This is a genomic window from Demequina sp. NBRC 110054 (assembly GCF_002090115.1).
Lineage (GTDB): Bacteria > Actinomycetota > Actinomycetes > Actinomycetales > Demequinaceae > Demequina.
The window spans coordinates 1,655,801-1,681,627 of the sequence record NZ_BBRK01000004.1 but is presented as its reverse complement, the minus strand read 5'-3'; the positions used below and the strand labels follow the sequence as shown (position 1 = coordinate 1,681,627).

Below are 25,827 nucleotides of genomic sequence, written 5' to 3'. Positions count from 1 at the left end.
CGCAGTCCCGACCCAAGGAGAGACGTGTCCGACACCCAGCCACGGAAGTCCACGGCAGGCGCCAACGCAGCTCTGCGCAAGCGCCACGATGCCGCGGTCACCGCCGCCGAGGAGAAGGCCCAGGAGAAGCAGCACGCCCGCGGCAAGAAGACGGCGCGCGAGCGCGTGCTGCAGCTGCTCGACGAGGGCTCGTTCATGGAGATGGACCAGTTCGCGCGGCACCGCTCGACCAACTTCGGGCTCGATCGCAACCGTCCGTACGGCGACGGCGTCGTCACCGGCTACGGCACGATCGACGGCCGCCAGGTCGCCGTGTACTCGCAGGACTTCACCGTCTTCGGAGGGTCGCTCGGCGAGGTCCACGGCCAGAAGATCGCCAAGGTGCAGGACTTCGCGCTGCGCACCGGCGTGCCTCTCATCGGCATCTCCGACGGCGGCGGCGCGCGCATCCAGGAGGGCGTCGCGGCCCTCACGCAGTTCGCGGAGATCTTCCGCCGCAACGTCGCCGCGTCGGGAGTGATCCCGCAGATCTCGCTCATCCTCGGCCCGTCGGCCGGCGGCGCGGTCTACTCCCCCGCGCTGACCGACTTCATCGTGATGGCGGAAGGCACGTCGCAGATGTTCATCACGGGCCCCGACGTCATCAAGTCCGTGACGGGCGAGCAGGTCACGTTCGAGGAGCTCGGGGGCGGGCAGACGCACAACGCCACCTCGGGCGTCGCGCACTACCTCGCCTCCGACGAGGACGACGCGATCGAGTACGTCCAGCACCTGCTCCAGTACCTGCCGCAGAACAACCTGTCGGACCCGCCCGCGTGGGAGCAGGAGTCCGACCTCGAGCTCACGGACGACGACATGGCGCTCGACACGCTCGTGCCGGACTCCGACAACCAGCCGTACGACATGCGCACGCTGCTCGAGACCGTCCTGGACGACGGCGAGCTGCTCGAGGTGCAGCCGCTGTTCGCGCCCAACGTGGTGGTCGGATTCGGCCACGTCGAGGGTCACTCGGTCGGTGTGGTCGCGAACCAGCCTCAGTCGATGGCGGGCACGCTCGACATCGACGCGTCCGAGAAGGCGGCGCGCTTCGTGCGCACGTGCGACGCGTTCAACATCCCGGTCCTGACCTTCGTCGACGTCCCCGGCTTCCTGCCCGGCGTCGCGCAGGAGCACCGCGGCATCATCCGCCGCGGCGCGAAGCTCATCTACGCGTACGCCGAGGCGACCGTGCCGCTCATCACGGTCATCACGCGCAAGGCCTACGGCGGCGCGTACATCGTGATGGCCTCCAAGCAGCTCGGCGCGGACATCAACCTCGCGTGGCCCACCGCGCAGATCGCGGTCATGGGCGCCGCGGGGGCGGTCAACATCCTGTCGCGCCGCACCCTCGCGGACGTCGAGGCGAAGGGCGGCAATGTCGAGCACGAGCGCCAGATGCTCGTCGAGGACTACGAGGACCGCATCGTCAACCCGTACGACGCGGCCGATCGCGGCTACGTCGACGCGGTGATCCAGCCGCACGAGACGCGCGCGCAGATCGTGCGAGGGCTGCGGGCGCTGCGCACCAAGCGCGCGTCGCTGCCGCCCAAGAAGCACGGGAACGTCCCGCTGTGACCGACGACGGACTCCTCGAGGCCGCGGCGTCGCTGCGCGTCGTGCGCGGCGCGCCCGACGAGGCCGAGCTCGCCGCGCTCGTCGCGGGCATGGTCGCGGTCGCGTCCGCCTCGGCCGACGAGGAGGGCCCCGGCGCTCCCGCATCGGCGTGGATGGACCGCACCCGCCGCATGCAGGGACGACGCCTGATGCTGCCGCTCGGGCGCGGGGAAGAGGCATGGAGGCATTCGCTGCGATGAGCGATCTCACGAGGGGTCTTGCCGTGGCCGCCGCCGCGACCGCGGCCCCGCACCTGTACATGCGCGTGCGCACGTGGGGCGCGATCCACGGGGCCGGCTGCCCGGGCATCGACACCGCGGACGCCGCGCTCGTCCTGGGCGCGCGCGTGTGGGAGGACGGCAGGCCGAGCCGCTTCCTCCGCGAGCGCGTCGAGGTCGGTGCCGCGCTGTTCCACTCGGGGCTCGTGCCGACGCTGATCCTGTCGGGAGCCGGGAACAACCGCGAGGGCCTCGACGAGACCGCCGCGATGCGCACGACCGCGCTCGACCTCGGCGTGCCCGAGTCCGCGCTGGTCCTCGACCCCGACGGCTACGACACCCGCACCTCTGCGCTCAATGCCCTCGAGCTCGGCTACTCGAGCGTGATCGTGTGCTCGCAGGAGTTCCACCTGCCGCGCGCGGTGTGGCTGTGCGAGCGCGCGGGACTCGACGCGCAGGGGGTTCACCCCGCGATCGCGCTCAAGCCGCATACGGCGATCGGCTACGGCCGCGAGCTCGCGGCGTCGTGGAAGGCCGCGCTCATCGAGGCTGGCGTGCTCGACGACGCCGACCTCGCGCCGGAGGACGCCGCGACGGCCTCCGAGTAGCCGGGCTCACGCCCGTGTGCCGGGCCGTCGTCGAGTGACGGGGCCCTCCCGAACCTGGGCGGGGCTACGAGACCTGAATCGGCGGGATGCTGCGTCCCAGGCCCGACTCGAGGACCTTGAGCAGCTCGCGCATCTGGACCAGCTGCTCGTCGCTCAGCACACCCAGCTGGGTGCGCCGCGTCGATCGGGCGATCCCGGCGGCCTCCTCGGCCACCTCGAGTCCCTCGGCTGTGAGCGACAGCCGCCTGATGCGGCGGTCCTCCTCGTCGAGCGTGCGGGCGACGAGCCCGCGATCGACGAGGCGCTGCACCACACCGGTGGCCACCGACGGCTGCACGCCGATCGCGTCGGCGAACTCGGTGGTCGAGATGCCGGGCTGGACGTAGATCTGCACGATCCCTCGGAACTGGTGCAGCGTCAGGCCTAGCCGGGCCACCGCTCCCGCCTGATTCGGCGCGGACAGATGGACGAATCGCAGGAACTCCTCGACAGCGGCGTCGAGCAAAGCCTCACGGTCAGACATGGATCCTCCCCGGTGCTACCTGGGATCATCCTAGTCAGAGACGACGCTTCGGACACCTCGACATTCCGCGACATGAGAATCGTCACGAATGTGTCAATTATCCCCCGCACGAACGCGCACGATCGTGGACAGGATCCCCTCGAGCTGAGCGAGCTGCGCATCGTCCAGCACCCCGATGTCGTCAGTGAAGTCCTTCTCCGCGGCGCCCGCGATGCCCTCGACGAGCGTCGCACCTTCGGGCGCGAGCGTGAGCCTGCGCACGCGCCTGTCCTCGACATCCGTGGTGCTCTCGACCCAGCCTCGCTCGACGAGGCGCTTCACGATCCCCGTGAGGATGCTCGGCAGCACCCCGACGAACGCCGCGGCCTCGGCGGTCGGGCGGCCCGGGCGCGCATGGATGAACAGCAGGAGCCGTAGCTGGGCGACGGTGAGGCGATGGTCGCCCATGAGCGCCGACTGCTGCCCCATCTGGGCGAACACGATGCTTCGCTGCAGGTCGAGGACCCGCGCGATGAGCGCCTCGCGCTCGTCGACCGCAGCATCCGAGTCGTCCGCGGACGCACCCAGCGGAGACTCCTCGCCGCGCTGCTCACTCATCGCCGCCTCCTCACGCCGGAAGTCTCCCACACCAGGGTGCTTGATAATTCTGGTTACCGCAATTATCTTGGGTCATGCCCCACCGCCGGGGTGCCCCGCCCGTCACCGCCCCGGAGGTTACGCATGACTGCGCCCGCGCCCGCCCCGCTCGCGCTCGAGGAGGCCCTCGCCGAGGGGATCCCCGAGTCGACCTATCGCCGCCGTTGGGCAATCCTCGCGACTCTCTGCCTCGGCCTCATGACCGCGATGATCGCGAACATGAGCCTCAACCTCGCGCTCCCCGAGCTCGCGGTCGAGTTCTCCATGACGCAGCTCGAGCTCACCTGGGTCGTCGAGGCGTTCACGCTCGTGTTCGCGGCGCTGCTGTTCATCGCCGCGGCGATCGCGGACCGCTACGGGCGCAAGCGCGTGATGCTCGTCGGGCTCGTGATCTTCGTGCTCGCCTCCGCGTACGCGCCGTTCTTCGCGACGACGGCACAGGAGCTCATCGCCTCGCGCGCGATCATGGGCATCGGCGGCGCGCTCGTCATGCCGACCACGCTGTCGCTCGTCAACGTCGTGTTCCCCTCCAAGGAGCGCCCCAAGGCGATCGCGATCTGGGCCGCGGTCGCGGGCGTCGGGATGATGGTCGGCTCGGTGCTCACCGGGCTGCTGCTGCACTTCTTCGACTGGCACTCCGCCTTCCTGCTGGGCGCGGCCTTCGGCCTGGTCGCCCTCCCCCTCACGGCCCGCATCGTCCCCGAGTCCGTGGACGAGAAGGCGACCCCCGTCGACTGGATCGGCGGCCTGTTCGTCACGGTCGCGCTCGCCGGCATCGTCTACACGATCATGGAGGCGCCCTCGCACGGCTGGGAGACCCTCACCGTCGTCATCGCCGCCGTCGGCGCCGCCTCGCTCGCCGCATTCGTGTGGTGGGAGAACCGCGTCACCTACCCGATGCTCGACCTGACGCTGTTCAGGAACCGCCGCTTCACGCTGTCGGTGCTGTCCGTCACGCTCACGTTCTTCGCGATGATCGGCGCCTTCTACTCGATGACGCAGATCTTCCAGCTCGTCATGGACTACGACGAGCTCACGACCGCCGTCGCGATGATCCCGCCGATGCTGCCGATGATGGTCCTCGGGCCGCTCGTGCCGAAGCTCGTCGAGAAGGTCGGGACGCGCTGGTCCGTCGTCCCCGGGCTCGTGATCATCGCGGGAGGGTTCCTCCTCATGACCACGTGGCCCACGGTGCCGTCCTACTGGGACTTCTTCCTCGCGATGTCACTCATCACCGCGGGCATGGCACTCGTGATGACGCCCGCGACGAACATGCTCATGGCATCCGTGCCCCGCAACCGCTCGGGCATGGGCTCGGCGATGAACGACACCACGCGGGAGCTCGGCGCGTCGCTGGGCATCGCGCTGCTGGGCTCGCTCATCGCGAATCAGTACACGTCGTCGATCGCCGACACCGCCGCCGCATTGCCCGAGGAGGCCGGCTCCACGGTGCAGGACTCGCTCGCGGGCGCGGTCGCGGTCACCGACGCGATGACCGAGGTCGGCGGCGAGACCGCCACGACGGCCGCACAGATCCTCGACGCCGCGCAGGTCGCCTTCATGGACGCAAGCCAGCACGCGATGCTGATCTCCGCGATCATCGCGGGCGCGACCGCGGTGCTCATGCTGATCGCACTGCCGAAGGGCGACCGCTCGCTGTCGGCGGAGCCGGCCGAGCCGGAGGTTGATGCTGCCGCCACCACCGCCTCCGACGCCCAGGAGCCCGCTGCCGTCACGGACTAGGCTCACGAACATGCCGATCCCGTTCGTCCTGGCCTCCCAGTCCCCCGCCCGCCTCGCGACCCTGCGAGCGGCCGGGGTCGACCCCGAGGTGATCGTCTCGGACGTGGACGAGGACGCGGCGCTCGCCCACGCGCGCGAGGCCCACCTCGCCTCGGGGCTCGGCGAGCTCGCCTTCGACGACTCGGTGCTCGTGCTCGCACAGGCCAAGGCTGAGGTGGTCGCGGACGGCTACGAAACGCAAGCGCTCGTGCTCGGGTGCGACTCGATGCTCGAGATCGACGGCGAGATCCTCGGCAAGCCGGGCGACCCGGCGACGGCCATCGCGCGCTGGCAGACGATGCGGGGGCGGGTCGGGGTCCTCCACACGGGCCACTGGATCGTGGACGATCGCCCCGGCGGCTCGGGGGCGACGGTCGGCGCCACGGCGTCGACGACGGTGCGCTTCGCCGACCTCTCGGACGACGAGATCGAGGCCTACGTCGCGACCGGCGAGCCCCTGCACGTCGCGGGCGCGTTCACGGTCGACTCGCTCGGCGGACCGTACGTCGAATCGATCGACGGCGATTATCACGCGGTCGTCGGAGTCTCGCTGCCACTCCTGCGCCACCTGCTCGGGGCGTGCGGCGTCGCGTTCCACGAGCTGTGGAGGGACTCGGTCCGGGGCTGACTCCCTGGTTCATCCCTCTGCGGGAGACCGCGCCCCGCAGATGAAGCGGACCACAGCATCGTCCACTTGTAGAGAGCGAACAACCCGCGCCCGGCTAACCCATGACCATGCCGAATTCGTTGTGCATTCCCCACAAATCGCCTTGGCCGCCCTTGGCACGCCGCGAGAACTTGGCCCCCGCGAGGCCGGGACCGAGGGCCTAGGCGTGGCGCCGCGCTAACGTAGGCGGGTGCCAGCCTTCTCGAGCGTCCTCATCGCCAATCGCGGGGAGATCGCCGTCCGCGTCGTCCGAGCCTGCTCCGATGCGGGCCTCAGGTCGATCGCCGTCTACGCAGACCCGGACCGCGACGCCCTCCATGTCGCCCTCGCCGACGAGGCCTACGCGCTGAGCGGCGCGACGGCCCGCGAGACGTACCTGGACATCGCGAAGGTCATCGAGGTCGCCAAGCGCTCGGGCGCCGAGGCGATCCACCCCGGCTACGGATTCCTGTCCGAGAACGCCGAGTTCGCGCAGGCCGTCATGGATGCGGGGCTGGTCTGGATCGGCCCGCCGCCCGCGGCGATCGAGAGCCTCGGCGACAAGGTCAGCGCGCGCCACATCGCGCAGCGCGCGGGCGCCCCGCTCGTGCCGGGCACCCCCGACCCGGTCGAGTCGGCCGACGAGGTCGTCGCCTTCGCGGATGAGCACGGTCTTCCCGTCGCCATCAAGGCGGCGTTCGGCGGCGGCGGCCGCGGCCTCAAGGTCGCCCGCACGCGCGAGGAGATCCCCGAGCTGTTCGACTCCGCCACGCGCGAGGCCGTCGCGGCCTTCGGGCGCGGCGAGTGCTTCGTCGAGCGCTTCCTCGACAAGCCGCGCCACGTCGAGACGCAGTGCCTCGCGGACGACCACGGCAACGTCGTGGTCGTCTCGACGCGCGACTGCTCGCTCCAGCGCCGCCACCAGAAGCTCGTCGAGGAGGCCCCGGCGCCGTTCCTCACCGACGACCAGCGCGCGCGCCTCACCGAGTCGAGCCAGGCGATCCTGCGCGAGGCCGGCTACCGCGGCGCCGGCACGTGCGAGTTCCTCGTGGGCTCGGACGGCACCATCAGCTTCCTCGAGGTCAACACGCGCCTCCAGGTCGAGCACCCCGTGACCGAGGAGGTCACGGGCGTCGACCTCGTGCGCGAGCAGTTCCGCATCGCCGCAGGAGAGCCGATCTCGGACCTCGCCCCCGTCACGCGCGGCCACTCGATCGAGTTCCGCATCAACGGCGAGGACCCAGCCGCCGGCTTCATGCCCGCGCCTGGCCGCATCCACCGCCTCGCCTTCCCGTCGGGGCCCGGAGTCCGAGTCGACGCGGGCGTCACGCAGGGCGACACGGTCTCGGGCAACTTCGACTCGATGGTCGCGAAGCTCATCGTCACGGGCTCGACGCGCGAGCAGGCGCTTCAGCGCGCCCGCCGCGCTCTCGCCGAGTTCATCGTCGAGGGCATCCCCACCGTGATCCCATTCCACAGGGCCGTCGTCGACGCGCCTGCCTTCTCCGCCGAGGATGGCGACTTCAGCGTCTACACGACCTGGATCGAGTCCGAGTTCGCCGACACCGTCGCAGGCCTCGGCTCGAGCGCCGCTTCCACGGACCAGGACGATGCAGGAGCGACCGAGCGCGTCGTCGTCGAGGTGGGAGGCAAGCGCCTCGAGGTCGTCCTGCCCGCCTCGCTCGCGCAGGCGGGCCGCGCGGGAGCCCGCGCCGCCGGACCGACGCGACGCTCCTCGCGCCGCTCGAACGGCTCCGCGACCCGCACGGTCAACGGCAACGGCCTCACCTCCCCCATGCAGGGCACGATCGTCAAGGTCGCCGTCGAGGACGGTGCGACGGTCGCGGAGGGCGACCTCATCGTCGTCCTCGAGGCGATGAAGATGGAGCAGCCCCTCACCGCGCACAAGGCGGGCGTCATCTCGGGCCTGTCCGCCGCGGTCGGCGCGGGCGTGACCGCGGGCACCCTGATCTGCGAGATCGCCGAACCCGCCTGACGCTCCCCGCCGAGGCGCCCACCGCATCGTCCATGGACACCCGGCTATTACGCAACACCGACGTTTCTAAAGTTTGACACGTCAACCGTCGGCACTCTAGGCTCGCCGCGAGTAAGGGAACCCTTCCCTGCCCCGTCCCCGAGGAGCCAACGGCGTGCTTGCGAACTTCCTGATCGGCCTGCGCGAGGGCCTCGAGGCCTCGCTGGTCATCGGCATCCTCGTCGCCTACCTCGTGCGCATCGAGCGCCGCGACATGCTCCGCCACGTCTGGCTCGGCGTCGGAATCGCAGTCCTGGTCTCGCTCGGCTTCGGCGCGCTGCTCACGCTCGGCCCGCAGGGGCTGACGTTCGAGGCGCAGGAGATCATCGGCGGCTCGCTCAGCATCGTCGCGGTCGGCCTCATCACGTGGATGATCTTCTGGATGGGCAAGACCGCGCGTCACCTCAAGGGCCACCTCGAGGGCCAGCTCGACAAGGCGATCGCCGTCGGCGGCGGCGCCGTCATCACGATGTCGCTGCTCGCAGTCGGACGCGAGGGCCTCGAGACCTCTCTGTTCCTGTGGGCCGGCATCCAGGCCGCGGGCTCGTCGACCGCGCCGATCGTGGGAGCGACCCTGGGCCTGCTCACCGCGGTCGCGCTCGGCTACGTGATCTACCGCGGCGCCGTGCGGATCAACCTGCGCGTGTTCTTCCAGTGGACCGGCGTCTTCCTCGTGATCGTGGCCGGTGGCGTCCTCGCCTACGGTATCCACGACCTCCAGGAGGCCGGTGTCCTGCCCGGGCTCAACACCCTCGCCTTCGACGTGAGCGCGACGATCTCCGAGGGCTCGCTCCTCGGCACCGTGCTCAAGGGCGTCTTCAACTTCTCCCCCGCCACGACCGTGCTCGAGGCCCTCGCGTGGACGCTGTACGTGGTCCCGACGATGTGGTTCTTCGTCCGGATGGCGTTCCGCACCACCCCGGCGCCCCCGCGCGCCGTCGCCCCCTCTCCGACCAAGGACGCTCACGCGGCGTCCGCGGCCTGACCAGAAGGAACCACCCGCGCATGTCACCACGCTTCACCCTGCCCGCGCTCGCCCTCGCGGCGTCCACCGTCGTGCTTGCGGGCTGCGTCCCGAACGCCGCGAGCGCCGAGGGCGGCACGATCGCCGTCACCGCGACCGACGACGGCTGCACGCTGTCCGCAGTCGAGGCGCCGGCCGGCACCGTCGTCTTCTCCGTGACCAACGAGGGCTCGTCGGCGACCGAGTTCTACCTGCTCGCGTCGGACGCGTCGGCGATCGTGTCCGAGGTCGAGAACGTGGGCCCCGGCCTCACCCGCGACCTCACCGTGCAGGTGGCCGAGGGCGACTACTTCACGTCGTGCCGCGAGTCCGACACCGCCGAGGCGACCCCCGAGGCCTTCACGATCACCGCGGCCGAGGGCGAGGTCGTCGTCGACGAGGAGCGCGCCGCGCTGCTCGAGCAGGCGACGGTCACGTACAAGGCCTACGTCCAGCAGGAGGTCGCGGAGCTCGTCACCGCGACCGACGAGTTCGTCGCGGCCTTCGTGGCCGGGGACGACGACGCGGCGCGCGAGATCTACGCCCCCGCGCGCACGCACTGGGAGGCCATCGAGCCCGTCGCCGAGTCCTTCGGCGACCTCGACCCGAGCATGGACCTGCGCGAGGCCGACCTGGCCGAGGGCGAGGAGTGGACCGGCTGGCACGCGATGGAGCAGGACCTGTGGCAGCCGGAGGACGGCTCGTACACGGCCCTCACCACCGAGGAGCGTCAGGCCCTCGCGGACCAGCTCGTCGCCGACACCGCGGAGCTGTCCGAGCGCGTCAACGCCGACGACTTCACGTTCGAGGCCTTCCAGATCGGCAACGGCGCGAAGGAGCTGCTCGACGAGGTCGCGACCGGCAAGATCACCGGCGAGGAGGAGATCTGGTCGGGCACCGACCTGTGGGACTTCCGTGCGAACCTCGACGGCGCGTGGGAGGCGTACATCGTCCTCAAGCCCGCCTCGGACCTCACCGACGCCGACCTGAGCACCGAGATCGAGGACCGCTTCACGGCGCTCGACGAGGAGCTCGTGCAGTACGGCTCGTACGACGAGGGCTTCCTCACCTACTCCGAGCTCACCGAGGACCAGGTCCTCGAGCTGTCGCGCCTGGTCGAGGCCCTCAGCGAGTCGCTGTCGCAGCTCACCGCCGCGGCGATCGGCTGATCCAGGCTCGCGCACAATAGTCCGCATGAACGACGCACACGACGGGTCCGCGCCCACGCCTGATGTCCCCTCGGAGGAGGCCGCCTCGGCCGTCCCCACCGAGGATCAGGCGGCGCCGACCCGTCGTGGCGCGTCGGCAAGCGACGACTCCGGGCACGGCCACTCCAGGAGCGGTCTGTCCCGGCGCGCGGCGATGCTCGGCGGCGCGGGCGCCGTCGTGGGCGCCGCGGCTCTCGCCGGCGGCGGCTACGCCGTCGGCAAGGCGACCGAGGCATCGTCCCTGCGTCGCCAGTACGACTTCCACGGCGAGCACCAGAGCGGCATCGTCACCCCCGCCCAGGACCGGATGCACTTCGCGGCCTTCGACGTGACGACCGACGACCGCGACGAGCTCATCGCGCTGCTGCGGTCGTGGAGCGAGGCCGCGGCGACTCTCATGACGGGCTCGGAGCTCGGCACCGGGATCGCGGGCGGCTCGGAGTACGCGCCGCCGGACGACACGGGCGACGCGACCGGCCTGCCCGCCTCGGGCCTGACGATCACGTTCGGCTTCGGTCCGACGCTGTTCGAGAAGGACGGCGTGGACCGCTTCGGCATCGCCGACCGCAGGCCGGCCCAGCTCGAGGAGCTCCCGCACTTCCCCGGCGACACCCTGCAGGACAACCTCACCGGCGGCGACCTGTGCATCCAGGCCTGCGCCGACGACCCGCAGGTCGCGATGCACGCGATCCGCAACCTCTCGCGGCTCGCGTTCGGCGTCGCGTCGGTCAAGTGGGCGCAGCTGGGGTTCGGCCGCACCTCGTCGACCACGCGCGACCAGTCGACGCCCCGCAACCTCATGGGCTTCAAGGACGGTACGCGCAACCTCCGCGCGGAGGACACTGACAACGTGCGCGAGTGGCTCTGGTCGCAGGCCGACGACGGCCAGGAGTGGATGGCGGGCGGCACGTACCTCGTGGCGCGCAAGCTGCGCATCCTGGCGGAGATCTGGGACCGCGCGGCGCTGAACGAGCAGGAGACGCTCGTGGGTCGCACCAAGGGCTCGGGTGCCCCGCTCAGCGGTGGCAACGAGTTCACCGAGCCCGACTTCTCGCGCACCGGCTCCGACGGCGAGCCCCTCATCGCGACCGACTCGCACATCGCGCTCGCGCACCCGGACGCGAACGGCGGCGTCATGATGCTGCGCCGCGGCTACAACTACACGGACGGCGCGGACACTCTCGGGCGCCTCGATGCGGGGCTGTTCTTCCTCGCGTTCGTGCGCGACCCCGAGACGCAGTTCATCCCCATGCAGAACGCGATCTCGTCGTCCGACGCCATGACCGTCGAGTACGTGCGCGCCGTGGGCTCTGCGCTCTTCGCCGTCCCGCCGGGCGTGCCCGCGGGCGCGACGCTCGGCGGGGACGACGGCGCGTTCGTGGGGCAGGGTCTGTTCGCCTGAGCCCGCGGGCCACAGGGACGATGCGGCAGGCGCCGGTCCTCCTCGGTCGCCTCAGGTGCCGTGCGGGCCGTCCTCCCGCATGCCGTGCAGACGCCGCGCGACCTCGCTCGACGTCCCCGACAGCGACGGGTACACCGTGAAGGTATCCGCGACCTGATCGACCGTGAGGCGGTTCGCAACCGCGAGCGAGAGCGCGTAGATGTGCTCCGAGGCGCGCGAGCCGACGATGACCGCGCCCAGCACGTGGCCCGTGACGGTGTGGCCGAAGACCTTCACGAAGCCCTGGTCGATGCCGAGCATCTTGGCGCGCGGGTTGCGCGCGAGGTCGAGCCTCTCGACCCGATAGAAGATCCCGCGCGCCTTCAGATCCGCCTCGGAGGCACCGACCGTCGCGATCTCGGGTGCCGTGAACACCGTGGAGGCCATGTGGCCCAGATGGAGGGGCCGCACCGCGTCGCCGAGCGCGTGCGCCATCGCGATGCGCCCCTGGGCCGCCGCGACCGACGCGAGCGGAAGCACCCCGGTGCAGTCACCCGCGGCGTAGACCCCCTGCGCGCTCGTGCGCGAGACCTTGTCGACCGCGATGTAGCCGCGCTCGTCGAGCCGCACGCCCGCCTCCTCGAGCCCCACGCCGTCGGTGTTCGGCACCGAGCCGACCGCCATGAGGCAGTGCGATCCCCGCACCTCGCGCCCGTCCTCGAGCGTGACGACGACCGCATCGTCCGTGCGCGACACGGCCGCCGCCCTGCCGCCCACGAGCTCCATTCCCCGCTCGCGGAACACCGCGGTGATCATCGCCGACGCCTCGGGGTCCTCGCGCGGAAGCACCCTGTCGCCCGACGCGATGAGCGTGACGCGGGAGCCGAGCAGCGCGTACGCCTCGGCGAACTCGGCACCCGTGACTCCCGAGCCGACCACCACGAGGTGCTCGGGCAGCTTCTCGAGCGCGTACAGGTCCGTCCAGGAGAGGATCCGCTCGCCGTCAGGGGCGGCGGACGCGAGCACTCGCGGTCGCGCCCCGAGGGCGAGCAGCACGGCGTCGCCCGTGATCGTCTCGCCCTCGACCTCGACCGCGCGCTCGGCCGTGAGCCGTCCCGCTCCTCGGACCAGACGCACGCCCTCCGAGGAGAGCCGCGCCTCGATGTCCTCACTCTGGCGGGCGACGAGAGCGCGCACGCGCGCGTTGACGGCCGCCAGGTCCACGCGGGTGCGGACGGGCGCCCCGTCCTCCGCGACGATGCCGAGCTCAGGTGCGCGTTCGGCGATGGTGCGCCACTCGGCGGTCGCGATGACCGTCTTGGACGGCACCACGTCCGTCAGCACGGCGTTGCCGCCGAGCCCGTGACGCTCCACGAGCGTCACGTCGGCGCCCGCCTTGCGCGCCACGAGCGCGGCCTCATAGCCGCCTGGACCTCCACCGAGGATCACGACATCGTGCATGCCGCCATCGTGGCACAGCGGGGTGGACGCGTCACCCAGCGACGCCGCCCACGGGAGCCCTGGAACGGCCCCGACTCCCGCATCGTCCCTGCGATGGCACCCGGTCGCGACTAGGCTCGACCTCATGACTGAAGCCCACGACTACGCCGCAGAGGCGGCGCGCGTCCTCGCCGAGAAGACCGGCATCGAGAGCCACGACATCGCCCTGATCCTCGGCTCCGGCTGGGGTGGCGCCGCCGAGCTGCTCGGCGAGGAGATCGCCTCCGTGCCCGCCGCGGAGATCCCCGGATTCACAGGCCACGCGGTCGCCGGCCACCACGCCGTCCACCGCTCGTTCCGCACTCCCAACGGCCGCATCGTGCTGGCCCTGGGCGCGCGCCAGCACTTCTACCAGTCGCGCAACGCCTCGACCGTGGCGCACGCGGTCCGCATGGCCGCCGCCGCGGGCGCGAAGCAGCTCGTCGTCACGAACGGCTGCGGCTCCGTCAACCGCGACTTCGTCCCCGGCACCGTGGTGCTGCTGAACGACCACATCAACTTCACGTCGGCCACGCCGCTCGAAGGCGCGACCTTCGTCGACATGACCCAGACCTACACGCCGCGCCTGCGCGAGCTCGCCCGCACGATCGATGCAGATCTGCCCGAGGGCGTCTACATGCAGTTCACCGGGCCCCAGTACGAGACGCCCGCCGAGGTGCGCATGGCGTCGATCCTCGGCGCCGACCTGGTCGGCATGTCGACCGCGCTCGAGTCGATCGCGGCGCGCGAGGCGGGCATGGAGATCCTCGGCCTGTCGCTCGTGACCAACCTCGCCGCCGGCTTCGGCGGCGAGACCCTCGACCACCAGGAGGTGCTCGACGCCGGCGCCGCCGCGGCTCCCCGCATCTCGCGGCTCCTCGCCGAGATCGTGAAGGAGATGTAGTGATGGACGACGCACTGCTCGAAGCCGCCCTCGCCTGGGTGGACGACGATCCTGACCCCCGCACCCGCGGCGAGCTCCAGGCCGTCATCGCGGGCGCGAAGGTCGGCGACGACAAGGCCCAGGTGGACCTCACGGACCGCTTCCGCGGGATGCTCCAGTTCGGCACCGCCGGGCTGCGCGGCCGCATCGGCGCCGGCCCGAACCGCATGAACCGCGCCGTCGTGATCCGCGCCGCGGCGGGCCTCGCGGCCTTCCTCACGGAGGAGCTCGGCGACGCCCCCGCGCGCGTCGCGATCGGCTACGACGCACGCCACGGCTCCGCGCAGTTCGCGAAGGACACCGCCGCGGTGATGACCGCGGCGGGTCACGAGGCGCTGCTCCTGCCCCGCCTGCTCCCGACGCCCGTGCTCGCCTACGCGACGCGCGTCCTCGACGCCGATGCGGGCGTGATGGTCACCGCGTCGCACAATCCGCCTCAGGACAACGGCTACAAGGTCTACCTGGGCGGACGCGTCGTCACCGACTCCGGTCAGGGCGCGCAGATCGTGCCCCCGTACGACGCGCGGATCGCCGCGCGCATCGAGGCGGTCGAGACCGTCGAGTCCGTGCCCCGCGCCGCCGAGGGCTGGACCGTGCTGGGCGAGGACATCGTCGACCAGTACGTCGCCGCGACCGGCGCCCTCGTCCCCCCGCCCACGGACGACGCCCGTGCCAACCTCCGCATCGTCCTCACGCCCCTGCACGGCGTGGGCGCCTCGACCGTGGAGCGCGTGCTCCGCACCGCGGGCTTCAGCGACCTGCACACCGTCCCGGAGCAGGCGGAGCCCAACCCCGACTTCCCGACCGTGAGCTTCCCCAACCCCGAGGAGAAGGGCGCGATCGACCTCTCCATCGCGCTCGCCGAGTCGGTCGAGGCGGACGTCGTGATCGCGAACGACCCCGACACCGACCGCGCCGCGGTCGCCACGATGATCGACGGCAAGTGGACGATGCTGCACGGCGACGTCGTCGGCTCGCTCCTGGGCGAGCGGGTCGCCTCGCGCGGCGGCCACCCCGAGGGTGCCGTCCTCGCGAACTCGGTCGTGTCGTCGCAGCAGCTGTCCGCGATCGCCTCCCGGTATGAGCTCGGCTACCGCCACACGCTCACGGGCTTCAAGTGGATCTCCCGCGAGCAGGGGCTCGTCTACGGCTACGAGGAGGCGCTCGGCTACTGCGTCGCGCCCGACCTCGTGCGCGACAAGGACGGCATCTCCGCGGCCGTCGTGATGGCCGACTACGTCGCGTCGCTCAAGGCCGAGGGTCGGACCTTGGCGGACGCGATCGACGACCTCGCGCGCGCGTATGGCGTCTATCTGACCAGGCAGGTCTCGGCACGCTTCGCGGACATCTCGCTCATCGGCGAGACGATGGACCGGCTGCTGTCCGCTCCCCCGGCGTCGCTCGGTGGATCCGACGTGGTCGCGACCGACGACATGGGCGAGGGCTTCCAGGGACTGCCCCCGACCACCGGGCTGCACCTCGCCACGGTGTCGGGCGCGCGCGTCATCATCCGTCCTTCCGGGACTGAGCCCAAGGTCAAGGCGTACCTCGAGGTCATCGAGCCGCTCGGTTCCGATGGGGATGTCGGCGCTGCGCGCGCGCGGGCGACCCAGGCGATGGACGCGCTCGACTCGGACGTGCACGCGGCGCTCGGGCTGTAGCGCGGGGGCGGGCTGGAGTCAGCTCCTGCGTTCCTCTCCGTGGCCCCCGCGGGTCCGGCCAGGCTCCTGCGTTCCTCTCCGTGTGGGAAACCCCGCCTGCGACCGGACGTCGCGATAGTGTCACGGCATGCCTGATCTCGCGTTGCGCCCACGTATGCGCGAGCGCCTTCACCCGCGCCTGCGCTGGGTGATCGCGGCGATCGTCCTGATCCCGGCGCTCGTTGCGGCGCCGTGGGCGGTGGTGAGGCTCACCACCGCCTCGTCCGTCTCCGAGGCGGGCACCCCGGCGGAGCATGCCGACGCCGCGCTCGTGCTCGGCGCGCGCGTGTACGAGGACGGCGAGCCGTCGAGGTTCCTGCGCGAGCGCGTCGAGACCGGCGTCGCCCTGTATCTCGACGGCACGGTCGACCTCCTCATCATGAGCGGCGACGGCGAGGACTCGTCGGGCTATGGCGAGCCGACCATCATGCGCGCGCTCGCCGAGTCGATGGGCGTGCCGTCAGACGCGATCGTCGAGGACCCGCTCGGGCTCGACACCTACTCGTCGTGCGCGCGGGCGGGGTCGGTCTACGGCGCCTCGTCGGTGATCGTCGCGACGCAGGAGTTCCACGAGCCGCGCGCGGTGTGGCTGTGCGAGCAGGCAGGGCTCGACGCGCAGGGTCGGTACCCGGCGATCCGGCTCACCAAGTCGACAGTGCTCGGCAACATCCGTGAGGTTCCCGCGATCGCGAAGGCGATGCTGGATCAGGCGCGAGGCCGCGAGGTCACGGCCGAAGGCTGAGTCATCCTCCGACGTACGCCTTGAGGTGCCGCGCGGTGAGCGTCTCCCCCGACGCCACCAGATCGGCCGGCGTGCCCTCGAAGACCACACGCCCGCCGTCGTGGCCCGCGCCAGGGCCGAGGTCGATGACCCAGTCCGCGTGCGCCATCACCGCCTGATGGTGCTCGATCACGATCACCGTCTTGTCCGCGTCCACGAGCCTGTCCAGCAGACCGAGCAGGTTCTCGACGTCGGCGAGGTGCAGGCCCGTGGTCGGCTCGTCGAGGACGTAGACGCCGCCCTTCTCTGCCATGTGGGTCGCGAGCTTGAGGCGCTGCCGCTCGCCCCCCGAGAGCGTCGTCAGCGGCTGCCCAAGCGCGAGATAGCCGAGCCCCACGTCATCGAGGTGACCGATGACCTTGGCGGCCGCCGCGTTCTTGGCCTCGCCGTCGGAGAAGAACGCGAGCGCGTCGGCCACCGGCATCTCGAGGACGTCCGCGATCGACCGACCTCCGAGCGTGTACTGGAGGACATCGTCGTTGAAGCGCCGGCCCTCGCACGCCTCGCACACGCTCGCGACGGTCTCCATGACACCGAGCTCGGTGTAGATCATGCCGGCGCCGTTGCACACCGGGCAGGCGCCCTCGGAGTTCGCGCTGAACAGCGCGGGCTTGACGCCGTTGGCCTTCGCGAAGGCCTTGCGGATCGGCTCGAGGACGCCCGTGTACGTGGCCGGATTGGACCTGCGCGAGCCCTTGATGGGGCGCTGGTCGACCTTGACGACCCCCGCATCGTCCGGGATCGAGCCATGGATGAGCGAGGACTTTCCCGAACCCGCGACGCCGGTGACGACCGTGAGGACGCCGAGAGGCACGTCGACGTCGACGTCCTGAAGGTTGTTCGCGGAGGCCCCCTTGATGGAGATGGAGCCCTTGCCCGCGCGCACCGACGTCTTGAGCGCCGCGCGATAGCCCAGGTGGGCGCCGGTGAGGGTGTCGGAGGCCTTCAACCCGTCGACCGTTCCCTCGAAGCAGATCTCGCCGCCCGCGGTGCCGGCGCCGGGGCCGAGGTCGACCACGTGGTCCGCGATGGCGATGGCTTCCGGCTTGTGCTCCACGACAAGGACCGTGTTGCCCTTGTCGCGCAGGCGCAGCAGGAGATCGTTCATGCTCGCGATGTCGTGCGGGTGAAGCCCGATCGTCGGCTCGTCGAACACGTAGGTGATGTCCGTGAGCGACGACCCGAGGTGGCGGATCATCTTGGTCCGCTGCGCCTCTCCCCCTGACAGCGAGCCGGCCGCGCGATCGAGCGAGAGATAGCCGAGCCCGATCTCGACGAACGAGTCGAGCGTGTCGCGCAGGGAGTCGAGCAGCGGACCGACGCCCGGCTCGTCGAGGTCGTGCATCCACGCTGCGAGGTCGGAGATCTGCATCGCCGCGAGCTCATCGATGCCCTTGCCCGCGACCTTCGAGGACCGCGCGAGCGCGCTGAGCCGCGTACCGTCGCAGTCGGGGCAGGTCTGGAAGGTCACCGCGCGATCGACGAATGCCCTGATGTGGGACTGCATCGCGTCCTTGTCCTTGGACAGCATCGACTTGGTGATCTTGGGGATGAGGCCCTCGTAGGTCATGTTGATGCCGGCCATCTTGACCTTGGTCGGCTCCTTGTAGAGAAAGTCGTCGCGCTCACGCTTGGAGTAGTCCTTGATGGCCTTGTCGGGGTCGAGGAATCCAGACTCGGTGTAGATCCGGACCGCCCAGCCGTCTGCGGTGTAGCCCGGGATGGTGAGCGCACCCTCCGCGAGTGACTTCGAGTCGTCGAAGACCTGAGTCAGATCCAGCTCCGAGACCCGCCCCGTGCCCTCGCAGCGCACGCACATGCCTCCCGTGACCGAGTACTCGCGGTGCTCGCGGACCGTCGTGCCGTCCTTGCGGGTCACCGTGGCCGAGCCCGAGCCCGACGAGGTCGCGACGTTGAAGGAGAACGCCTGCGGCGGGCCGACCTGGGGCTGCCCGAGCCGCGAGTACAGGATGCGCAGCATCGCGTGGACGTCCGTGGCGGTGCCGACGGTCGAGCGCACGTTGGCGCCCATCGGCTCCTGGTCGACGATGATCGCCGTCGTGAGCCCCTCGAGGACGTCCACGTCGGGTCGCTGCTGGCTCGGCATGAAGCCCTGGATGAAGGAGCTGTAGGTCTCGTTGATCATGCGTCGGGACTCGGCCGCGATCGTGTCGAAGACCAGGGAGGACTTCCCCGAGCCGGAGACCCCGGTGAACACCGTGAGCCGGCGCTTCGGGAGGTCGACGGAGACGTCCTTGAGGTTGTTCTCGCGCGCGCCGCGGACCTTGATGAGGTCGTGGGCGTCTGCGGCGTGGTCGGTCATGGGGCCTCCTGCGATGGCGCGGGGTCCGGGTCGCTCGCGCTCACGCGGCGATTGTCCCACCAGGGACGATGCGGCGCGCGCCGTTCTCTGGGCGAGCGCCGGCGTCGCCAGGTCGTCGCGCGGGCGTCGCCGGAGCTTCGCGTTGGCTTCGCGCGGGCTCGGGCGCGGTTCAGCGCTGCTGGATGCGGACCATGGTGCCGGCGGGGTCCCGGAAGGCGCAATCGCGCACGCCGTACGGCTGGTCGGTCGGCTCCTGCACCACCTCGGCGCCGGTCGCCTCGATCCGCGCGAACGCCTCGTCGACATCGTCCGTGGCAAGCACGAGCGCCGCGTAGGTGCCCTTGGCCATCATCTCGGCGATCACGCGGCGCTCGTCGTCGGTGATGCCGGGATCTGCGGCCGGAGGGGTGAGGACGACGGTGGTGCCGCCGTCGGACGAGCCGACGGTGATCCACCGCATGGGACCCCCTCCGACGTCATTCAGGACCTCGAATCCGAGCGAGTCGCGGTAGAACGCGAGCGAGGCCTCGGGGTCGGTGTGCGGAACGAACGTGTGCTGAATCGTGAGCTTCATGACTGCGACGCTACGCGCGAGCGAGCGGCGGCGCTTCTCGATTCCTGACCGGTCTCGCCGCTGCCTTGACCACGCAGGTCGGAAGGTCGACCGGATGCGTGGCCGCTCGCTCGCGGTACTCGCTCGGCGGCATGCCGACCAGCTCGGCGAAGCGCGTCGAGAACGTGCCGAGCGAGGAGAAGCCGACCTCGAAGCACGCCTCGGTGACGGAGACATCGCCGCGACGCAGGAGCGCCATCGCCCGCTCGACGCGACGGGTCATGAGATACGAGTACGGCGACTCTCCGTAAGCGGCCTTGAACCGCCTGCTCAGATGGCCGGCCGACATGTGGACACCACGTGCGAGGGCCTCGACGTCGAGAGGCTGAGCATGCTCGCGATCGATGCGGTCCCGGACACGGCGCAGGGTCGCAAGCTCATCGAGTCGGGGGTCGGTCACCCGCTCATGGTCGCACGGGTCGGCGCAGCGTCCTCGGCCAGTGGACTCGGATCGTCCCGGCGCCGCTGCCCGCTCAGTCGGCGACGCCCTCGTCCGCGAGCGCCTCGGCAAGAACGGCCCGCGCGCGGGCGTAGCGGCTGCGCACCGTGGAGGCGGGCTCGTCGAGCACCACAGCCGCCTCGGCCAGCGTGAGCCCCTCCCAATGCCGCAGCCTCACCACTTCGGCCTGGTCGGGTTCGAGCCGCGCGATCGCGTCCCGCACCTCGACCCCACGATCAGCCGCGGGTGCGGCCGTGACCATGGCGTCTCGCAGCGTCGCGACCAGGCGGCTGCGCCGACGACCTGCACGTCCAGTGTTGGCCGCCGTCATCCGTGCGACCCCGAAGAGCCATAGGCGCGCCTCCTGCAGATCGGGTGGCATGTCCGCGGCGCGTCGCCAGGCCGTGGCGAACGTCTCCGCGAGGGCGTCAGCCGCATCGTCTCGCCCGACACGTCGCTCGAGGTACGCGAGGAGGTCGTCGCCGTGGGCGCGCAGCGCCTCCTCCGCGTCAGTCATGGGACTCGATGGAGTCGTAGTCGTCCGATTCGGCGGGGACCAGGGCGGGGCATCGTTCCTCGCCGGAGATGCTCAACCCGTCGATCTCGTAACCGTCCTCCTCGAGCTGCGCGTACATCGCGTCCACAGCGGCGTCCCACACCGCATCGTGGTAGGCGACGTCATCCGACCAGTACGGTGTGCCGGGGCCTGCGTCCACCGTCTGCCCGTCTGCGAGCTCCGCCGTCCTGACAGCGTCCACCAGGTCGCCGACCTGGGCGGCGATCGCCGGCTCGAGTATCTCCAGGAGGTCGGGCTGCGCGAGGAACTCCTCAGCGGCCGCGACCGACTCCTCGGGCCCGTAGATGTTGCCGATGATCCCCGTGCACACCGCCCCGCTGGGGAGCATGTAGGACAGCTCGGTCACCGCATCGTCAGCCCACCAGGACTCCCAGGGACGACTCTCGGCGGTGGCCACGCCGCCAGCGCCGAGGAGCAGCGCCGCCCCACCGAACGCCGCCCAGGTGCGCCACGAGCGCCGAGGCCGCGCGGGATGCACGTCGTCGAGCAGTGCACCCATCGCCGCGGAGCGCTCACGCGTGACGGCCGACACCTGTGGCGCGGAACCGTCGAGGAGCGCGTCGAGCGCCTCGTTCTCTCGGTCCTGGTAGTTCATTGACTCCTCCTACGACATCGGCCCTTCACCCCGTACATGTCCGGAGGAAGGGCCGATGACGACGAAGAGAAGAAGAAAATCAGTACCCGCCGTCGCCCTCGGTCTCGGCGACCACGCCATCCAAGCCATCGAGCACCGCGGCAGTGCCGGACAGGCCCAGGCGCGTCGCGCCGGCCTCGATCATCGCGAGCGCGGCCTCCGAGGTGCGGATGCCGCCCGAGGCCTTGACGCCGAGGCGGCCACCGACGGTCTTCGCCATGAGCTCCACGGCGTGCACCGAGGCGCCGCCCGCGGGGTGGAAGCCGGTCGAGGTCTTCACGAAGTCAGCGCCCGCGGCCTCCGAGGCCTCGCACGCGCCCACGATCGCCTCATCCGTGAGCGCGGCCGACTCGATGATGACCTTGAGGATCTTGCCCTCGGGCACCGAGGCGCGCACGGCGGCCACGTCGGCCTGGACGTCCTCGAAGCGGCCCTCGTTCGCGGCGGCGATGTCGATCACCATGTCGACCTCGTCGGCGCCCTGCTCGATGCTGAGCGCGGCCTCGGCTGCCTTGACCGACGAGTGGTGCTTGCCGGACGGGAAGCCGCACACCGTGGCGACCGCGAGGCCCTCGGGCGTGGCGATCGGAAGCATCGAGGGCGAGACGCACACGGAGAAGACGCCGAGCGAGGCACCCTCCGCGACGAGCGCCGCGACGTCGGCCGGGGTCGACTCGGGCTTGAGGAGGGTGTGGTCGACGTACTGGGCGAGCTCGGAACGCGTAAGAGTCATGGGACCAGCCTAGGCGCTCGCGCCGCACCGAGCGGAATGCAGGAGCCACGCCGACCCCACCGGCAACGCTGCGGGGAATGCAGGAGCGGGACCTAGTCGTCCATCCCGTAGCCGGCGACGATGAAATCCGCGAGGTCAGCGCGCTCGTCGTACGGCAGGAACGCGCCCCATGCGGCGGCGAGCGTCGCCTCGAACAGGTCCGCCTTGGTCCAGCCCACGTCGATCAGGTCGGAGAACTCGCTGACCATGTCGACGCCTGACATGAGCTTGTCGTCCGTGTTGATCGTGATCGCGAAGCCCAGGTCGCGCAGCTCGTGCATGGGGTGCTCGGCGATCGACTCCGCCGCGCCCGTGTGCACGTTGGACGTGGGGCAGATCTCGAGCGGGATCTGCTGGTCGAGCACGTACTGCGCGACGTGCCCGAAGATCGGCATCTCGGTGCCGAAGTCCGTGATGTCCTCCGTGATCCTCGCACCGTGCCCGATGCGGCGCGCTGCGCCGAGGCCGAGCGCCTGCGCCAGGGAGTCGACCCCGTCGGCCTCGCCCGCGTGGATGGTCACCGGGAACAGCTCGTCCCGCAGCAGCGTGAACGCCGGGGCGTGCTTGGCGGGCGGGAAGCCGGCCTCGGGCCCCGCGATGTCGAAGCCGACGCAGCCGGTCCCCCAGTTCGCGAGGGCGAGCTCGGCGACCTCGAGTGAGCGGCTGTTCTGCCGCATCGCGCACAGCAGCGCGGCCGCACGGATCGTGTAGCCCTCCTCGAGCGCGTCGGACACGCCCTCCTCGATCCCGAGCGTCACCGCGTCGACGACCTCCTGCATGATGAGCCCCTGCTGGGTGTGCAGCTCGGGCGCGTAGCGCAGCTCGAGGTAGATGACGCCGTCGCGGGCGTGATCGATCACGGCCTCGCGCGCGATGCGCGTGATGTTCGCTGCGCTCTGCATCACCGCGGAGGTGTGCGTGAACGCCTCGAGGTAGCGCACCAGGTCGCCCGAGTTCGAGTTCGCGATGAAGTGCTTCGACAGCAGGTCGGCGTCGCCGGACGGCAGCTCGTAGCCGATCTCCTCGGCGAGCTCGATGAGGGTCTCCGGGCGGAGTCCGCCGTCGAGGTGATCGTGGAGGACGACCTTGGGGAGGGCACGGATCTCGTCCGGGGTGAGAGTCATGGCCTCAGGCTAGACGGAAGGCGCGGGCGAGGGCAGCACCAGCCACGCGACGCGGCTCCAGTTGCCCAGGCCCGGACGGCGAGGACCTGGGCCAGAGAACGCCTCCTCGCTCAGGCGCACAAGCGAGCCGCGACCGGGCTCGTAGGCGAGGAAGGCATCGTCCATGGCCGCGACCAGGAGGACGACGTGCCGGGGCACGACGGTCTCGAGCCCCAGGTCCGAGTCCCCCGCGGAGTACAGCACCACCGGGAGCCCGTCGGCGAGCGCTGCCGACGCGTGGGCGGTCAGGGCGTCGGCCGCCTCGGGCGAGCGGTCGTCGAGCATCGCCGAACGGTAGCGGATGCCGAAGGGACGCACGAGCCTCGCGACGGACCACGGCGGCGTCCCGAGGCTGCGCGGCCACGGGAATGGTCCGACCGCACGATCGGTCGCCACGGTGTGCTGACCTCGCTGAAGCGCGCGCCAGCGGCCGTCGACGTCTCCTCGCTCGCCGCCGCCGTGGATAAGCGCGGCGGCCACCGCCTCGGGCGTGTAGCCCGCGAAGTACCGCCCCGTGACCACCCAGATCGCGACGAAGGGATCGGAAGCGACGTGCAGCATGCCGAGCACGGCCGCGCCGCACGTCGTCTGGTCCACCTGCCGTGCGGTGACGACGCCGAGGGCCACCGGCCCCTCGCTGCGCGCGCCCGAGGACGCGAACGCGTCGCGCGCCGCGGCCTTCGCGTCGTCATGAAGGCGGCGCCAGGACGATGCGAGGGCCGCGATCGCGTCGACCGGCGCCCCGGTCGCGCCGGCTCGGACGACGACGTCTCCGTCCTCGGCAAGCTCGGCGAGCGCGGTCTCGAGGGCGCGCCTGTCGGCCAGGGACGATGCCGCGAGTCGCCGCTCCCACGCGCGCGCGGCAGCACCGACACCCGACGGCACGAGCGCGTGCGCGCGTGCCACCGCAGCGTCCGACAGCCAGCGTCTCCCCCAGCCCAGCGGCCGGAGCGCGCGGGCGACGACCGACGTGAGCGTCCAGCCCATCAGGCCGTGAGCGCGCCGACCGAGTCCAGCAGGATCGTGCGCTCGGGGGCCGAGTCGCCGATCTCGATCGCGCCGTCGCCGCCGCAGGCCTCGGAGAGGGCCTGGAGGCCGCGGGGCATGCGATCGGGGGTGTCGGTGTGCAGCGTCGCGATCACGTCGCCGGCCTTGACCGCCTCGCCCAGCGTCTTGTGCAGGAAGACTCCCGCACCCGCCTGGACCGGGTCCTGCTGACGCGCGCGACCGGCGCCCAGGCGCCACGCGGCGACGCCGACGCCGAGGGCGTCCATGCGCGTGATCACGCCGTCGCGCTCGGCGACGACGTCCTCCGTGTGAGTCGCGACCGCCATCGGGGCCTCGGGGTTGCCGTCCTGCGCGCGGATCATCGCCTTCCAGGCGTCCATCGCGCGGCCGTCCTTGAGCGCCTCGGCGGGGTCGACGTCGGTGACGCCCGCGCCCGCGAGCATCTCGCGCGCGAGCGCGACCGTGAGCTCGACGACGTCCGCGGGCCCGCCTCCTGCGAGCACCTCGAGAGACTCGGTGACCTCGAGGGCGTTGCCGATGCCACGGCCCAGGGGCGTGGACATGTCGGTGAGCAGCGCGGAGGTGCGGACTCCCGCGTCGGTGCCGAGGTCGACCATCGTGCGCGCGAGCTCGCGTGCCTGGTCGATGTCCTTCATGAACGCGCCGGTGCCGACCTTGACGTCGAGCACGAGCACGCCCGTGCCCTCCGCGATCTTCTTCGACATGATCGACGACGCGATGAGCGGGATCGCCTCGACCGTGCCGGTGACGTCGCGCAGCGCGTAGAGCTTCTTGTCCGCGGGCGCGAGGCCGGAGCCTGCGGCGCACACCACGGCGCCGACGGACTCGAGCTGGCTCATCATCTCCTCATTGGTGAGCGCGGCGCGCCAGCCGGGGATCGACTCGAGCTTGTCGAGCGTGCCGCCCGTGTGACCGAGGCCGCGACCCGACAGCTGCGGGACCGCGACGCCGCACGCCGCGACGAGGGGCGCCAGAGGAAGGGTGATCTTGTCGCCGACGCCGCCCGTCGAGTGCTTGTCCGCGGTGGGACGCGATAGGGACGAGAAGTCCATGCGCTCGCCCGTCTCGATCATCGCCTGCGTCCAGCGAGCGATCTCGGCGCGCGTCATGCCGCGCTGCAGGATCGCCATGGCGAGCGAGCTCATCTGCTCGTCGGCCACCACCCCACGCGTGTAGGCGTCGATGACCCAGTCGATCTGGTCGTCGGTGAGGGTGCCACCGTCACGCTTGGTGACGATGACGTCGACGGCGTCGTGCCGCTCTGCCATGGGGATCAGCTCTCCTCGAGGTGCTGCGGGCCGAAGGCCCAGGGAAGGATGTCGGTCATCGTGAGGGTCCCCTCGGGACCGTCGATGAGCAGCTCGTCGCCGCCGAACTCGTACAGCAGCTGGCGGCAGCGGCCGCACGGCTGCAGGGGCGATCCCGCCGCGTCGACGCACGCGAACGCGATCAGGCGCTTGCCGAGCGCGTCGGTGTGGAGCTTGGACACGAGTGCGCACTCGGCGCACAGCGTGAGCCCGTAGCTCGCATTCTCGACGTTCGCGCCGGTGACGATGTTGCCCGTATCAGTCAGCGCCGCGGCGCCCACCTTGTACTTCGAATAGGGGACGTACGCACGGGACGATGCCTCACGCGCCGCGGCGCGAAGGGTGTCCCAGTCGATGTCTGGCATGCGACCTTC

The 25,827-nt window shown here is 71.1% G+C and carries 25 protein-coding genes; 12 read left to right on the top strand and 13 right to left on the bottom strand.

The features are described from left to right. Positions 1 to 24: 24 nt before the first annotated feature. Genes B7K23_RS07755 through B7K23_RS07745 form a run of 3 tightly spaced genes read left to right on the top strand, consistent with a single transcriptional unit; the run spans position 25 to position 2,479 of the window. Positions 25 to 1,614 carry an acyl-CoA carboxylase subunit beta gene (locus tag B7K23_RS07755; RefSeq protein WP_084125767.1) on the top strand — a complete coding sequence of 530 codons (1,590 nt, stop codon included), beginning with the start codon at positions 25 to 27 and terminating at the stop codon, positions 1,612 to 1,614. Next, positions 1,611 to 1,853: an acyl-CoA carboxylase subunit epsilon gene (locus tag B7K23_RS07750; RefSeq protein WP_084125766.1), complete on the top strand. Its 243-nt coding sequence runs from the start codon at positions 1,611 to 1,613 to the stop codon at positions 1,851 to 1,853. The genes B7K23_RS07755 and B7K23_RS07750 overlap by 4 nt, the downstream gene beginning before the upstream one ends. Continuing rightward, positions 1,850 to 2,479, top strand: coding sequence for a vancomycin high temperature exclusion protein (locus B7K23_RS07745; RefSeq protein ID WP_159451356.1), 630 nt, complete (start codon positions 1,850 to 1,852; stop codon positions 2,477 to 2,479). Before B7K23_RS07750 ends, B7K23_RS07745 begins: the two co-directional genes overlap by 4 nt. Positions 2,480 to 2,543: 64 nt before the next feature. Here B7K23_RS07745 and B7K23_RS07740 read toward each other — a convergent pair whose 3' ends face one another. Beyond that, positions 2,544 to 3,002: a MarR family winged helix-turn-helix transcriptional regulator gene (locus B7K23_RS07740; protein ID WP_084125764.1), complete on the bottom strand. Its 459-nt coding sequence runs from the start codon at positions 3,000 to 3,002 to the stop codon at positions 2,544 to 2,546. 93 nt (positions 3,003 to 3,095) lie between these two features. Then, positions 3,096 to 3,599 carry a MarR family winged helix-turn-helix transcriptional regulator gene (locus B7K23_RS07735; RefSeq protein WP_084126248.1) on the bottom strand — a complete coding sequence of 168 codons (504 nt, stop codon included), beginning with the start codon at positions 3,597 to 3,599 and terminating at the stop codon, positions 3,096 to 3,098. Positions 3,600 to 3,722: 123 nt separating this feature from the next. Between B7K23_RS07735 and B7K23_RS07730 the strand changes: the two genes are divergently transcribed. From B7K23_RS07730 to efeB, 6 genes are all read left to right on the top strand, one after another. Beyond that, complete coding sequence (locus B7K23_RS07730) at positions 3,723 to 5,381, top strand: MFS transporter (RefSeq protein ID WP_159451355.1); 1,659 nt, start codon at positions 3,723 to 3,725, stop codon at positions 5,379 to 5,381. Positions 5,382 to 5,391: 10 nt separating this feature from the next. Continuing rightward, on the top strand, positions 5,392 to 6,048 hold the full coding sequence (locus tag B7K23_RS07725; RefSeq protein WP_084125762.1) for a nucleoside triphosphate pyrophosphatase: 657 nt from the start codon (positions 5,392 to 5,394) through the stop codon (positions 6,046 to 6,048). Between the two features lie 229 nt (positions 6,049 to 6,277). Further along, positions 6,278 to 8,062 (top strand): biotin carboxylase N-terminal domain-containing protein, encoded by a 1,785-nt coding sequence (locus B7K23_RS07720; protein ID WP_084125761.1) that lies wholly within the window; start codon positions 6,278 to 6,280, stop codon positions 8,060 to 8,062. A gap of 154 nt (positions 8,063 to 8,216) precedes the next feature. Further along, positions 8,217 to 9,086 carry an iron uptake transporter permease EfeU gene (gene efeU / locus B7K23_RS07715; RefSeq protein WP_084125760.1) on the top strand — a complete coding sequence of 290 codons (870 nt, stop codon included), beginning with the start codon at positions 8,217 to 8,219 and terminating at the stop codon, positions 9,084 to 9,086. 20 nt (positions 9,087 to 9,106) lie between these two features. Beyond that, positions 9,107 to 10,273, top strand: a complete 1,167-nt coding sequence (efeO, locus tag B7K23_RS07710) for an iron uptake system protein EfeO (RefSeq protein WP_084125759.1) — start codon at positions 9,107 to 9,109, stop codon at positions 10,271 to 10,273. Positions 10,274 to 10,298: 25 nt separating this feature from the next. Continuing rightward, the gene (gene efeB, locus B7K23_RS07705) at positions 10,299 to 11,714 is read left to right on the top strand and encodes an iron uptake transporter deferrochelatase/peroxidase subunit (RefSeq protein WP_084125758.1); all 1,416 of its coding nucleotides are present in this window, start codon (positions 10,299 to 10,301) and stop codon (positions 11,712 to 11,714) included. Between the two features lie 51 nt (positions 11,715 to 11,765). Here efeB and B7K23_RS07700 read toward each other — a convergent pair whose 3' ends face one another. Next, the gene (locus tag B7K23_RS07700; protein ID WP_084125757.1) at positions 11,766 to 13,154 is read right to left on the bottom strand and encodes an NAD(P)H-quinone dehydrogenase; all 1,389 of its coding nucleotides are present in this window, start codon (positions 13,152 to 13,154) and stop codon (positions 11,766 to 11,768) included. Between the two features lie 124 nt (positions 13,155 to 13,278). Here B7K23_RS07700 and B7K23_RS07695 point away from each other — a divergent pair, with 124 nt between their 5' ends. From B7K23_RS07695 to B7K23_RS07685, 3 genes are all read left to right on the top strand, one after another. After that, entirely contained in the window at positions 13,279 to 14,076 is a 798-nt protein-coding gene (locus B7K23_RS07695; protein ID WP_084125756.1) for a purine-nucleoside phosphorylase, read from the top strand. A gap of 2 nt (positions 14,077 to 14,078) precedes the next feature. Continuing rightward, on the top strand, positions 14,079 to 15,776 hold the full coding sequence (locus tag B7K23_RS07690; protein WP_084125755.1) for a phospho-sugar mutase: 1,698 nt from the start codon (positions 14,079 to 14,081) through the stop codon (positions 15,774 to 15,776). Between the two features lie 127 nt (positions 15,777 to 15,903). Further along, on the top strand, positions 15,904 to 16,557 hold the full coding sequence (locus tag B7K23_RS07685; protein ID WP_084125754.1) for a vancomycin high temperature exclusion protein: 654 nt from the start codon (positions 15,904 to 15,906) through the stop codon (positions 16,555 to 16,557). 1 nt (position 16,558) lies between these two features. Here B7K23_RS07685 and B7K23_RS07680 read toward each other — a convergent pair whose 3' ends face one another. From B7K23_RS07680 to B7K23_RS07635, 10 genes are all read right to left on the bottom strand, one after another. Continuing rightward, complete coding sequence (locus B7K23_RS07680; protein ID WP_084125753.1) at positions 16,559 to 18,919, bottom strand: excinuclease ABC subunit UvrA; 2,361 nt, start codon at positions 18,917 to 18,919, stop codon at positions 16,559 to 16,561. Positions 18,920 to 19,088: 169 nt separating this feature from the next. Beyond that, complete coding sequence (locus B7K23_RS07675; protein ID WP_084125752.1) at positions 19,089 to 19,493, bottom strand: VOC family protein; 405 nt, start codon at positions 19,491 to 19,493, stop codon at positions 19,089 to 19,091. 10 nt (positions 19,494 to 19,503) lie between these two features. Next, complete coding sequence (locus tag B7K23_RS07670; protein WP_143338149.1) at positions 19,504 to 19,932, bottom strand: helix-turn-helix transcriptional regulator; 429 nt, start codon at positions 19,930 to 19,932, stop codon at positions 19,504 to 19,506. A 73-nt stretch (positions 19,933 to 20,005) separates the two neighbouring features. Further along, complete coding sequence (locus B7K23_RS07665) at positions 20,006 to 20,488, bottom strand: RNA polymerase sigma factor (protein WP_084125750.1); 483 nt, start codon at positions 20,486 to 20,488, stop codon at positions 20,006 to 20,008. Next, a complete protein-coding gene (locus B7K23_RS07660) occupies positions 20,481 to 21,143 on the bottom strand; it encodes a hypothetical protein (RefSeq protein ID WP_084125749.1) in 663 nt (220 codons plus the stop codon). The genes B7K23_RS07665 and B7K23_RS07660 overlap by 8 nt, the downstream gene beginning before the upstream one ends. 79 nt (positions 21,144 to 21,222) lie before the next feature. Beyond that, positions 21,223 to 21,915 (bottom strand): deoxyribose-phosphate aldolase, encoded by a 693-nt coding sequence (deoC, locus tag B7K23_RS07655; RefSeq protein WP_084125748.1) that lies wholly within the window; start codon positions 21,913 to 21,915, stop codon positions 21,223 to 21,225. 92 nt (positions 21,916 to 22,007) lie between these two features. Beyond that, positions 22,008 to 23,078, bottom strand: a complete 1,071-nt coding sequence (locus B7K23_RS07650; protein ID WP_084125747.1) for an adenosine deaminase — start codon at positions 23,076 to 23,078, stop codon at positions 22,008 to 22,010. Between the two features lie 9 nt (positions 23,079 to 23,087). Beyond that, positions 23,088 to 24,104, bottom strand: a complete 1,017-nt coding sequence (locus B7K23_RS07645; protein ID WP_084125746.1) for a hypothetical protein — start codon at positions 24,102 to 24,104, stop codon at positions 23,088 to 23,090. Then, entirely contained in the window at positions 24,104 to 25,414 is a 1,311-nt protein-coding gene (locus B7K23_RS07640; protein ID WP_084125745.1) for a thymidine phosphorylase, read from the bottom strand. Before B7K23_RS07640 ends, B7K23_RS07645 begins: the two co-directional genes overlap by 1 nt. Positions 25,415 to 25,419: 5 nt before the next feature. Beyond that, entirely contained in the window at positions 25,420 to 25,818 is a 399-nt protein-coding gene (locus B7K23_RS07635) for a cytidine deaminase (protein ID WP_084125744.1), read from the bottom strand. Positions 25,819 to 25,827: the final 9 nt, after the last annotated feature.